This is a genomic window from Paraburkholderia sp. UCT31 (assembly GCF_014397655.1).
GTDB lineage: Bacteria > Pseudomonadota > Gammaproteobacteria > Burkholderiales > Burkholderiaceae > Paraburkholderia > Paraburkholderia tuberum.
Genome location: NZ_VZQP01000110.1, coordinates 1 through 10734, shown reverse-complemented (window position 1 = coordinate 10734; position 10734 = coordinate 1). Strand labels below are relative to the sequence as shown.

Annotated in this window: 11 protein-coding genes and 1 pseudogene; 3 read left to right on the top strand and 9 right to left on the bottom strand. The window is 58.2% G+C overall.

Annotated elements, in window-relative coordinates; genetic code table 11:
* Positions 1-171 precede the first annotated feature (171 nt).
* Positions 172-1023, top strand: coding sequence for a hypothetical protein (locus F6X40_RS40115; protein WP_187631699.1), 852 nt, complete (start codon positions 172-174; stop codon positions 1021-1023).
* Positions 1024-1734: 711 nt separating this feature from the next.
* On the opposite strand, the gene F6X40_RS40110 is transcribed toward F6X40_RS40115, so the two are convergent.
* Complete coding sequence (locus tag F6X40_RS40110) at positions 1735-2271, bottom strand: hypothetical protein (RefSeq protein WP_187631698.1); 537 nt, start codon at positions 2269-2271, stop codon at positions 1735-1737.
* Between the two features lie 725 nt (positions 2272-2996).
* On the opposite strand from F6X40_RS40110, the gene F6X40_RS40105 reads away from it, so the two are divergent.
* Positions 2997-3452 (top strand): HU family DNA-binding protein, encoded by a 456-nt coding sequence (locus tag F6X40_RS40105; protein WP_187631697.1) that lies wholly within the window; start codon positions 2997-2999, stop codon positions 3450-3452.
* Positions 3453-3664: 212 nt separating this feature from the next.
* On the opposite strand, the gene F6X40_RS40100 is transcribed toward F6X40_RS40105, so the two are convergent.
* The 5 genes from F6X40_RS40100 to F6X40_RS40080 form a co-directional block, all read right to left on the bottom strand.
* Entirely contained in the window at positions 3665-4273 is a 609-nt protein-coding gene (locus tag F6X40_RS40100; RefSeq protein WP_187631696.1) for an H-NS family nucleoid-associated regulatory protein, read from the bottom strand.
* A gap of 1170 nt (positions 4274-5443) precedes the next feature.
* Complete coding sequence (locus tag F6X40_RS40095; RefSeq protein ID WP_187631695.1) at positions 5444-5734, bottom strand: hypothetical protein; 291 nt, start codon at positions 5732-5734, stop codon at positions 5444-5446.
* 117 nt (positions 5735-5851) lie between these two features.
* On the bottom strand, positions 5852-6559 hold the full coding sequence (gene phoU / locus F6X40_RS40090; protein WP_187631694.1) for a phosphate signaling complex protein PhoU: 708 nt from the start codon (positions 6557-6559) through the stop codon (positions 5852-5854).
* A gap of 164 nt (positions 6560-6723) precedes the next feature.
* Positions 6724-7176, bottom strand: a complete 453-nt coding sequence (locus F6X40_RS40085; protein ID WP_187631693.1) for a hypothetical protein — start codon at positions 7174-7176, stop codon at positions 6724-6726.
* A gap of 313 nt (positions 7177-7489) precedes the next feature.
* A complete protein-coding gene (locus tag F6X40_RS40080; RefSeq protein WP_187631692.1) occupies positions 7490-7822 on the bottom strand; it encodes a hypothetical protein in 333 nt (110 codons plus the stop codon).
* Positions 7823-8051: 229 nt separating this feature from the next.
* On the opposite strand from F6X40_RS40080, the gene F6X40_RS40075 reads away from it, so the two are divergent.
* Positions 8052-8477: a hypothetical protein gene (locus F6X40_RS40075; RefSeq protein WP_187631691.1), complete on the top strand. Its 426-nt coding sequence runs from the start codon at positions 8052-8054 to the stop codon at positions 8475-8477.
* 119 nt (positions 8478-8596) lie between these two features.
* Here F6X40_RS40075 and F6X40_RS40070 read toward each other — a convergent pair whose 3' ends face one another.
* The 3 genes and pseudogenes from F6X40_RS40070 to phbB all read right to left on the bottom strand — a co-directional run.
* Entirely contained in the window at positions 8597-8800 is a 204-nt protein-coding gene (locus tag F6X40_RS40070) for a cold-shock protein (protein WP_187631690.1), read from the bottom strand.
* A 495-nt stretch (positions 8801-9295) separates the two neighbouring features.
* Positions 9296-9613 carry a hypothetical protein gene (locus F6X40_RS40065; protein ID WP_222946300.1) on the bottom strand — a complete coding sequence of 106 codons (318 nt, stop codon included), beginning with the start codon at positions 9611-9613 and terminating at the stop codon, positions 9296-9298.
* Positions 9614-10081: 468 nt separating this feature from the next.
* A pseudogene (gene phbB / locus F6X40_RS40060) lies at positions 10082-10719 on the bottom strand (acetoacetyl-CoA reductase); the annotation flags it as partial.
* Positions 10720-10734: the final 15 nt, after the last annotated feature.

The following is a 10734-nucleotide window of genomic DNA, read 5'->3' as shown; positions in this document are numbered from 1 at the left end:
TCGGATAGTGAGGGATAAAATAAGGCGCCTCTTTTGGGTCTCCGCGACCGGCCGAGTACCTGAGCGGGACAAACAAGCGCCGCCGGACAAGACCACCCGCTCCAGCCCGAAGCCGCAGGATTTCCAGAAACCGAAAATAGACCTTTCCGCCTTCCTGAAAGGAATCGACCCATGAGCACACCGCAAGTCGAAGCAGCCGAACCCGAACGCAAAGCCACCCTGCACACGACAGTCCTAGAGGAGAAGCGTCGAGCGGAAACAGGCCTCAATAGCGGCCTCATCTCCCGGAAAGACGCACTCTACATGGCTTACTACGTGGGTCCTCGCCACGTCGGAGTCTCGACGTTCGCTTCCTTGCGACTTGGCAAGGAAACACCCTTCTATGAAGTGGCCATCCGCGGGAAGGTCTATCGCGCACTTGCGCAGCCTGTGCCGGGCCAAAGCCCGCGAACCTACCACCGCGACGTGGCGTATCAGCTGAGTCGTTGCTGGGCGCCGGGACTGCGCAGCGATGGCTGGCTTCTGGAGCCACCCGAAGCAGTACCCAACACCCCGCGCGCGCTGGTTCAGGAGCTCCAGACCGTTCTAGACCTGAACCTCGAGGACATTCTGGACAACGCCTTCAGCATCCTGAACTACCGCAGACATCACGGGGCGCAATACCCTGACACCCTTGAACCGGCGGGATATCGCTTGCGGGAACTGTTCCTCATGTCAGTCAATGACGAAGGCAATCTGGTCACACTGTACGAGACGCCTCGCGGGGTGAACGTCGAACTCTGGAGCCTCTTTTTGCGCGTCTTGGACCGCGAGAACCGCCCGACGCTGGCGGACTACGTCAATTCGAGCATGGCCGTCAAAGAATTCGGCGAAGCGGGTGTAGCGGCGATGCGCGAAGCGCTGAGCCTACGCGACGGCCACTCCCGGGCTTCCGGGCGTATGGGATTTACCCGGTTTCTCGACGCGTTTCCCGTGCCCGACCACACGACAATTGAGCGCATTGTCGGCGGAAGGCGACGGTAAGCCAGGCAGACGACCAGGGGCGCCTCGCGGTCACAAGCAACCTGCAAAAGTGACGGCTCCCATATCAGACGAGAAACGAATGTGGCGGAAACGCGGCAATGTCTGCCCTAGCAGGCTGTTGAAATACTGTTTCGAGGGGTGTTTGCAGGCCGATTTCAAGGGTGCTTTACCCCTTACCCAAGTCGCGTGAGCGGCCTATAGAGCATTTTATAAGGTCGACAATTTTCGCCAGCAGCCCTCCGGGGAGAATTTCAACAGCCTGCTAGACCACTGGGACCTTAATCGACGAAGCGCACCTGGCCGGTTTGAAGGCGGATTTCGTCCTTTTACGACAAGGCCTTCCGCTTGTTCCTCAAGGAGCTCGCTTCCTTATTCTTTATAGGAAAAGAGGCTCCTTTAATAACCAGAAGACTCTTTTTTAGAAGCTGTAGGTAGGACGGTTTAAATGTCGGGGCTGGCGGTAGCCGTCTTCAGCGTGCTGAAGTGTCTTGGTCTGCGACAGTCGCACCGCTCAGTTCAGTGCTGCGACTTCGTCGCCTATCAGACGGCTGCAGGCGGTCTGAATGTCGTACGTCGTACAGACCTTGAGCTCCTCTCTGAGCGGCTGTTCGCGCAGCTCGGCGACTGCGTCGTCCAGCGCCGTGTACTCGCTTTCCTTATAGATAGGGCCCCGTGCTCGCGGCGGGTCGGACGGCCGACTCGTTGGGTTCGTTACTTCTTTCGGCTTTCCATGGCATCCGCGGTGCAACTGACGAACCAAGCGAGGGCTGGCGCCATTTCAGCCAGTGAGACTGAGGCCACTTGGAAAGTCGCGTCATCCATAACCGGCGCCGGGCGCGCTCTGTCCTCGCGCGAGTAAGCTTCGAACAGAACACCTGTTCGCGCAACTGAGACGAGCGCAAAAGCTGCTTTCTTTACCCGATGCGTGTCAGGGTTCGCGCCCGGCGAAGGTTCGTCAATCGATTGGAGCGAATGGATAAGTTCCCGCAGCGAATTGTGCAAGCGCCACGCGTTGTACAAAGGATGGTGAATCACGAACAGAAAACGGTGTCGACTGGCGCCCGAAAGCGTGCTTTCTGCGCTCCCCGTCTCCAGGTACTTCTGTTCCTGCGGCGTGACAATCTCGACATGGTCGTCGATGAACTGGGCGCTGCGGACGCTTTGGGCGACGGTGTCGCGCTGGAACTCCGCGCACTTCGCCGGACACGATGCTAGTGTCGTCCTCTTCCGGGGCCACCGGCGCTGCAAGGGTGTCGCACGACACGAACACCAACAGCAGCACCCCCGCGATTAACTGCCACATGCTCATCCCCCCTCGATAGGACTCAGTCCATCGGTAACGGTCGAGCGGCGTTCGGTTAGCCCGTTCGCCTGCGCCATCGCAGCGACTCGCATCCAGCCGGTTACGTCACTAACCTTCATCACGTCGGGCATCAGGTTGTCCGGCGCACCAGCGTCTATTGCGGTGGCGAAGCGGCCGGAGCAATCGAAGGCGCGGCTGGCAGTACGGTGTGGGACGGGCATGGGAAGCCCGACAGCCCGAACGTTTATACCGTGATTTCGTCCGTCGGCGTCATTTCCGTCTCCATCGTGTCTGCCGCGCTGGCTGGCGGGCAAACAGAGCCACGGTATTTCAAGGATAAAAGTCGTGTCGAAACGTCAAGCGAAAGCGCGTCGCAGGTGACGTCTGCCTGCCAGAGAGCAGGTCGGTTCGATGGTTCGGCCATCATTAAGGTCCACTCGAAGCTACCGTCCGTAGGATTTCACTGGCCGAATGTCCCTAAAGCAGAGTACAGGTCACCGCTTTATTAACTTCTACGCCAAAAATCCATTGGTTTAAGGCCTCAGACGTTGCGTCTTCATGCCGGTGTTGTTACGCTGGCGCCCAACCCGAGGATTTGTACCTTTGCGTTAGTCGGTGACGGTGCAAAGGCAAAGGTCTTGGGCAAACTTTGACTAGACACGAGGAATTTATGGCAACAACAGCTACGAAGAAAGCCGCCGCTCCGGCTACGAAGAAAGCCGCCGCTCCGGTTACGAAGAAAGCGGCAGCACCGGCCAGCAAGAAAGCTGCTGCACCGGTCGCGAAAGAGTCTGCTGCGGCTGCTCCCCTGAAACCTATCAAGGACTCGTTCACGAAGGCATCGCTGACGATTCATCTGGCCGAGCGCTCAGGCATCGAACCGAAGGCGGCCAAGGCATTGATGGCGGCGCTCGAAGAAACGGTGCTCGCATCGATTCACAAGAAGGGCGCGAAAGAGTTCACGCTCCCCGGCCTGCTGAAGGTTGTCGCGCAAGACGTACCCGCCAAGAAAAAGCGCTTCGGCAAGGACCCGTTTACGGGTGAAGACAAGTGGTTCGCGGCGAAGCCTGCTTCGGTGCGCCTCAAGGTGCGCCCGCTGAAGAAGCTGAAGGACGCCGCTCTGTAAGCGAAATTGTTTCGAAGCGGTAACGCCCCTCGCGACCAAAATCCGAGGGGCGTTTTGCTTTAGACCTGGGCACGAAGGGTGCCCTGACACCACGTCGTAACGCTGTTGCCTGCACGGTCACAGACGCCTGCGGAGCGGCGACGTCAAGCTTCGCGACCACCGTTTTGGCAACTGCCTTCTTCGCTGGCGCTTTCTTGACCGCCACTTTCGTTTCAGCCGGTACCACTGTTTTCTTCGCCGGAGCAAGTCGCCACCATCTTGACTGCAGCTTTCTTTGAAACAGCACCGCTCTTGCCAGCGGCGTTCGCCTTGCTCGTCTTGTTCACAGCGCGGGTTTCTGTTGTGACCGCGCTGGCGCCTTCAATCAAAAACTTGGTGCGGTCTTTGACGGCAGCCAGCCACGCAGGTGCCGGACCACATCCGCTCCAAGTCGCCCCGCTTATTGGGTCGCGATATTTGGCCGGCTGCGGGCCTTTGAGCTGCCCCGTGTGAGCGCCTGCTGTACCGACTGCCAATGCGTTCTCGACCGCAGCCTTTGCCTTGCCCGCCGCACCCGAAGTCGCTGCGACCGCAGCGTCGCCATCTGCAATCAGGAACCTGGTGCGGTCCTTCACGTTTGCAATCCAGGCCGGCGGACGGGCGTGACCACTCCCCGTCGCACCAGTCTTGGGGTCACGATACTTTGGTGGCAGTCCGCTCTTAGTGTTAACAATGGCCTTCGCCTTTCCATTCGCAGCACTGGCACCGGGCTTGCGCCCACGCTTTTGCGCACCACCGACGTGCGCATCAATATCTGCCGTGGTCAGGCCATGCTTGGACATCCTAGGCGATGCCAGCAATGGTCTCAACGTGGTCGGCTGAAAACAAAAATCCTCGCCGAATGCCACCAGCAGACACCAGCTAATGCGTCGGCTGTGCAGGAGAAAAAGAGAATTATGAACCCGGAAGCAACGGCGGCAGGGCCTGGCATTCGTGTCCCGGCTCCGGTGTTTTACCTGGCAGCGCTCGCGATAGGAGTCGCACTTGAGTATCTGCTATGGCCCGTTCCGATTCCTGCAGCTCCGTCAAAGTATGTGATTGCGTCGATTTTTATTATCGTCAGTGTTTTGATAATTCCGCCCGTCCTCATGCGCTTTCGTCGAGCTGCCACTCCTTTCGACGCGAGGAAGCCTGCTGCGTCTGTTAACAGATTGACCTTACCGGTTTCCCGCAATCCGCCATCAGTTCTTCGACGCGACCCCTGGTTGGTCGAAACCGCTGGGAACGGAAATGCTGACCACAGATTAGCCAGCAGGCAGATTGGAAATGATTGTTTATTTGCCGGCTGTGGACGAGGCAAACCCACGATGACTTTCATGGAAGTCATTGCAGAACGGAGATAAGAGGCCGCAGCACTAATTCAGTCGGAGCTCAATGGGTCGTCAATGACACGTTGCGCAGCACTGAAACCGGTTGCAAGCGCATCTTCTTCCGTTGCGAAGAGGCGTCGGCTCGTGGCACCTAACCGGAGAGGGGAGAAGAGTACTCCCGTATCGCCCTCGCGCCTGACGGTTACAAGCGCGACATATCCCTGCGGTGAGGCGTAGCCGCTTCCATGCCCCTGGCCGGTGACTGGCAGGGCCTCTACCTCGACGATAAAAGGTTGTACTGGTAAATCCGCCTCATTTCGGTCCCCAAGACCCGCGAAGCAATGACAGAAACCAGAAGCACATCCCTCAAATCGCTTTCGCGGCAAGTTGTCTCACGCATGCTTCGAGCCGCGAGCGCTGTTAATGTCAACGCGCCAGCAGGAGCGCTTCCAAAGACACCGGTTTGACGAGAGAGCAACCCTGGCCAGTGCAACCCGTCGCCTAGATTTCCGCAATTCGCGTACCGCTGTTCGCTATGGCGCAGGCTCCGCGATTTCAAAGTTGGCCGCCATCTGCGTGTGCTCGCCTCCATGGAGACCAGGCAGTGAAATCCACTGATAAAGGCAGAAAAAACAAGAGCCCTTACCGGCGCGCTCCGCGCCGACCACGAAACAGCGTACGACTTACCAGCGTGGCGATGGTCGCAACCGCAATGCACGTGACGGTAGTCGACGACAATCCGACAAAAACCAGGCAGAGAATCGCCGCGACGGCAAACGTCATTTGCACCAGGCCGAGGACCAGCCGCAGAATCCCCCAGATGAGGTAATTCTTTTCGACCGAGCCCAAAGTCGAAGGAGCGTTCGGGGCAAGGACATTCCACACTCGCCGGTGCTCGCGTTCTATCTGCCTTCGATGCCTGACTGATTTCATGTAAGGGCCTTCTCGACTAAGAATTCCCGATGTACGAGCAGGCGCATCACCCCCTGTCCTTATTACGTCCCCAGAATTTGACATTTGGACTGTGGCGGTGCATCGCCTGCTTCAATCTCAGCTACCCGAGGCCTCCCGCTCAAGCTGTTCTTGGGATACATGGCGAACATCGGCACCCTTGACGACATAAATCACAAATTCGGCGATGTTCTTCGCGTGGTCGCCGATACGCTCGATAGCCTTCGCAATGAACAGGTAGTCCAGTCCCATCGAGATGGTTCGAGGGTCTTCCGTCATGTATGTGACGAGCTTGCGCACGAACGCCCGGAACTCGCTATCGATAGCTTCGTCATCGTGGACAATCTGTGCAGCGGCAACCGTATCCATCCGTGCGAACGCGTCCAGCGCTCTGCGCAGGATGTGCATGGCCATTTCGCCGGAAGCCTTGATTTCAGCGGTGTTGACGTTTAGCCCTCCGCCGTTCGCGTGGATGCGCCGCATACGTTTCACTATTTTCCGCGCTTCGTCGCCCGCACGCTCCAGGTTGGTAATGCACTTCGAAGTGGCCATCAGGAATCGCAGGTCACGCGCGGCGGGCTGTCGACGAGCAATGATATTGGTGACCTCCTCGTCGATTTTGATTTCCATGGCATTGAGCCGATGTTCACCCTCGAGGACCTGGTCAACGAGTACCGTGTCGAATTCTTTTACAGCCTCGAGCGCGTATGCAATCTGTGACTCCACAAGTCCTCCCATCTCGAGAAGCCTTGATGAAAGAAAGTCAAGGTCCGCATCAAACCTACTGGAAAGGTGCTTGTCTGGCATGGTCGCTCCCGAGTCGATACAGCCGGTGAAGCAATCGACGGTCCTGCAATGCAGGTTGGAAAATCTGTTCGGTCGTATCAAACCCAGCGAGCGCGTCCCAATCCATGAAGGCCGTGTGCTCGCCCTCCGGGGCGCACTGACAGCCCACCGGGGGCACTGTATCGCTACAATTTTGCCGGCCGACCGGTCTTGACGGTTTCCACGGCAGAAATAGCTGCCAGAAGACCCTCGGTAGTGGAAGCTGAGTCCAGCAAGAGCAGGCCAGCGCGAAGAATCTCACTCTTTTTAACCGACACGCCAGCGCCGAGACACTTCTGTTTCAGTACCGCGATTTTTTCGTAGTCGGACTTCGGCATGGTGAAGCTGTCGCGCACGACCTTCTCCTTCTTCATGCGCTTCGCGTTCACTTCACCCGCTGGAGCGACCTGAGCCGCCTCGAGGGCTGCCGCGCGCTTCTGTTTTGCCACCATTGTCCGAGCCGGTTTAGCATCTGCGGCTTCGACGCCCGGAGCATTTGCCTCACCTGCCTGCTCGTCACCCACCTTCGCATGGCCGCTTGCCTTCTTCGGCAAGTGAAAGGCTTTCTTCGTTGACTTCCTGATGCTCGGCTCTGCCATGGTCATCTCCAGACTGATAAACGATATAAACAGTATATATCGTTTATCAGCGATTTCCAGACTAGATTGGAGATGCCACCCGCGCGGGACCGCTGGACCGATTGAATTTGTGCATTGCGCGCCCCGCGTGTGGATTTGGCTGGTCTTGGGTACCAGACACGGGGTGTAGAGCAGGCACGCCCTGACTGACCAAATTTCAGGGTCTCTCTATTGACGAAGGAGAGCGACGAGTGAGTCTGCGCGTTAGGAGCCGGCTGCACCGAAGCAGAACAGCCGGCTCGCCGGCCGGCCTATGAGTCGCGCGACGGATTAGTTATCCGGCATTCGCCTCGCACTTCTTCATAAAGGACGCTTCCGCAGCGCCAGCGAGTAGTCTGCCGTCCTTCCCAACCGCCTTGGCTTCGCGTGCGGTCGACGCCGCACTCTTGGCATTGCCCTCGCACTTTTTCGTGAAAGACGACTTCGCTGCGCCGGTCAGCGGCTTCCCATCTTTGCCAACCGCCTGTGTTTCACAGCTTGACGACCCTGACTGAGTTGCAGCAGCAGGAGCTGCTGCCTTGCTGGGTGCCGCCGGCGCGGACGTCTGGGCGTAGACGGCGCTTATGAAGAACACTGATGCAACAGCAACCACACAAAATTTGTTCATTGCTGCACCTCTCCTCAGGATATGAGGCCCGTTGCCCTTGCTATATAAACGTGCGGGCCGTCGCCCCGCTGACGTCACTTGACTCGTCGAACTGTGACAATTCGTGTTGCTAAGGAACCGGTCCAACTGAATCAACGGCCTCCTGGCGGAACCTGACGTTGAATTCGTTTTTTGGGGATGGCACGCATTTTGCGCGGAAACCGGAATCTGGTCTCATCTGGAGGGCGTCATGATGACGGCATCGGTTCTGGCACTTGCTCTTGCTCCTGTCCTGCGCGCCCTCTACCTACGAAGGCAACTGCGAGGGACGACGTTGGTTCGCCGCGACAGGAAGGGTGCGCTCAGCTACGAGGTGCGACGGCGTGTGTGCATGGAAGCGCTGCCCCTGCACGTTTCCGAGTATCCCGTCCCCAGAGAGGTGCGTCTCCGTGTCCTCCGGCTCGCTAGTTTGGTGCTATGGAGTATGGAGCGCTCGATTGCCCTGCCTTCCGAGGCCTGTGCGCGCCTCGGGAATATTTCCGCCCAGGAATTTGATGACCACTTTCCGAATTGGCTGCAGCTCGGCCAACCCGAGGCGGGTAGCGCTATGTTCGGTCGCCGCCCGCTGTGGGCACTGGAGGGCAAACGGATATCGGTCAAGGGTCAAGCCTGGTGAGAGCGGAGCAAAAAACCTGCGTTCGCTGAAGCGTCGGCGTAGCAGCAGGCAATCCGACGCTCGAAATGATAAATGGCCCGCAAAGGGCCATTTGTTTGCCAAGCCGACGGGTTACCCGGTTACAGCGGCTGGATGCTCGCCGCCTGCTTGCCCTTCGGTCCCTGCTTTACCTCGAAGCTGACTTTCTGGTTTTCCTGCAGCGACTTGAAACCGCTCGACTGGATTTCCGAAAAATGCGCGAAAAGGTCCTCGCCACCGCCATCCGGCGTGATAAAACCAAAGCCCTTTGCATCATTGAACCACTTGACGATACCTGTTGCCATTTTCGTGAGGTTTCCAAAAAAGAAGTGTGTTGGTGACACGTCGCCAGTGCAACGCCGCACGTGAATCGACGTTTTAACATGAGAAAAACGGAACTAACAATAGAAGTATTCGAGATGCCAGGCCTTTTGTACTCAGTTGAGAACAAAAAACCTGCAATGCAGGCCGGAGGCGATTTGCTCCGACATGCGCCTATTGCAGGAACGCTGCCGCCGGAACGCGTTCACGGCGTGACGACGGGTCAAAGCAACAATGACAACCGGCCCCACGCGAGTCGGCAAAATCGGAATCTGAGTGCCGTTACAAATCAAGCATAGGCCACCGAGCGGCTTGAGTACCTTCGTGCATGGCCATGTTCCGACAAGGTTGACGTTGCCCCAAACAGCGCAGCTGCGCTAGTGTGGTCTCGCCGTGCACTGTCGCTGAGCCCAGTTTGGCTTGCACGCCGAAAGTCGGCTGCCCCGTCAGACTGGGCCATAGGTCGTTGCAGCAAGAGTCTATTCGGAGGCGGGCGTCGCACCCGCATGTAGTGCGGCGACGAGCATCGCGCAACGTTCTGAATCCGCCTCTTCTCCTGCGAGCAATTCCTGCTCAACCGCACGTCGGAGTAACTCGGGAACGGCGTCGCTGAGAGCCTGCGACAGTCGGTCGAGCGTTCGTTTCTTTCGACCATCCAGGACGGCTGCCAACAGCACCGCGAGCTCCTCTGCAAGGGCTACGGCGACCGGCGCGAGTGCGGGTCCGAGTTTGTCGCCCGTCCCGGGAATTTCCGACTGGTTGATTCTCTTCAATGCAGACTTGCGGCTTGTGGCCATGGTCAGCTCCATAGAATCTTCGGATAGCTTGCCTCGGCGCCCGGTATTCGCGGACAGCGTCATGGATGCGCGAACGTCCGTCGCTTCCACGCCGGACATGTACGCCTGATGTCACTGTGCGGCGGACCGCTATCAACCGCCTGCGTCGTGAAATGCCGCCGCAAGCGTGGCGCTGTTCGACGGTCCAAACGATGAATAAAAGATGCTTAACCCGCTAAAGCGAACCGGACGACACAGCTCATGTTGGCAAGCTTGTGCCGGAGACCACTGTGCATCCCGTGAAAACGCGAACGCCACTTTTCCCCGAAAGACGCCGATGAGAGTCGATGCGGTTTATGGCCGCATCGCATCGCGGACGCCCCGTTACCAGCAAACGCGTCGCGAAGCTTTGCGCCCATCGTCATCCGTCCTTGCGCGCGACTACGGTGCTTTCAGTTGTTGCTCACATGCGCCGGCGTCGCGCAGGCCTCAACTCATATGGAGCCCACCGTTCAGTGAGAAGTCTGCACCCGTCGCGAAGGCTGATTCGTTGCCGGCAAGCCACGAAACAATCGAGGCAATCTCCGAGGCCTCTCCGAGACGGCGAACCGGGATGCTCTGGACGATTGCATCCAGTACTTCAGGACATATGCACGAACCATATCCGTGCCAATGTATCCCGGTGAAACCGTATTCACGGTAATGCCCTTCGTTGCCACTTCCTGGGCAAGCGACATCGTGAAGCCGTGAATACCCGCCTTGGCAGTCGAGCAGTTCATCTGGCCGAACTGCCCCTTCTGGCCATTCACGGATGAGATGTTGATGATTCGCCCCCACTCCCTGCTGACCATCCCCTCGATGACCTGCTTGGTCACGTTGAACAGGCTCGTCAGGTTCGTGTCGATGACATCGTTCCAGTTCTCTCTGGACATCTTGCGAAACGTCCCGTCCCGCGTAATGCCGGCGTTATTCACCAGCACGTCAATCTCACCGACCTCTTTCTTTACCTTTGCGAAAGCGGCTTCCGTGGACTCCCAGTCGGCGACATTGCCCTCCGAAGCAATGAACGAGAATTCAACGGCCGCCTGCTCGGGCAGCCACCGCTCCCGTCGCGGCGAATTAGCCCCTCATCCGGCCCCGAC

What these genes read in the sequence shown, in the direction of transcription:
- F6X40_RS40115 (WP_187631699.1), top strand. Translation starts at nt 172, where the DNA reads ATGAGCACACCGCAAGTCGAAGCAGCCGAACCCGAACGCAAAGCCACC.
- F6X40_RS40105 (WP_187631697.1), top strand. Translation starts at nt 2,997, where the DNA reads ATGGCAACAACAGCTACGAAGAAAGCCGCCGCTCCGGCTACGAAGAAA.
- F6X40_RS40100 (WP_187631696.1), bottom strand. Translation starts at nt 4,273, where the DNA reads ATGTCCAAGCATGGCCTGACCACGGCAGATATTGATGCGCACGTCGGT.
- F6X40_RS40095 (WP_187631695.1), bottom strand. Translation starts at nt 5,734, where the DNA reads ATGAAATCAGTCAGGCATCGAAGGCAGATAGAACGCGAGCACCGGCGA.
- phoU (WP_187631694.1), bottom strand. Translation starts at nt 6,559, where the DNA reads ATGCCAGACAAGCACCTTTCCAGTAGGTTTGATGCGGACCTTGACTTT.
- F6X40_RS40085 (WP_187631693.1), bottom strand. Translation starts at nt 7,176, where the DNA reads ATGGCAGAGCCGAGCATCAGGAAGTCAACGAAGAAAGCCTTTCACTTG.
- F6X40_RS40080 (WP_187631692.1), bottom strand. Translation starts at nt 7,822, where the DNA reads ATGAACAAATTTTGTGTGGTTGCTGTTGCATCAGTGTTCTTCATAAGC.
- F6X40_RS40075 (WP_187631691.1), top strand. Translation starts at nt 8,052, where the DNA reads ATGATGACGGCATCGGTTCTGGCACTTGCTCTTGCTCCTGTCCTGCGC.
- F6X40_RS40070 (WP_187631690.1), bottom strand. Translation starts at nt 8,800, where the DNA reads ATGGCAACAGGTATCGTCAAGTGGTTCAATGATGCAAAGGGCTTTGGT.
- F6X40_RS40065 (WP_222946300.1), bottom strand. Translation starts at nt 9,613, where the DNA reads ATGGCCACAAGCCGCAAGTCTGCATTGAAGAGAATCAACCAGTCGGAA.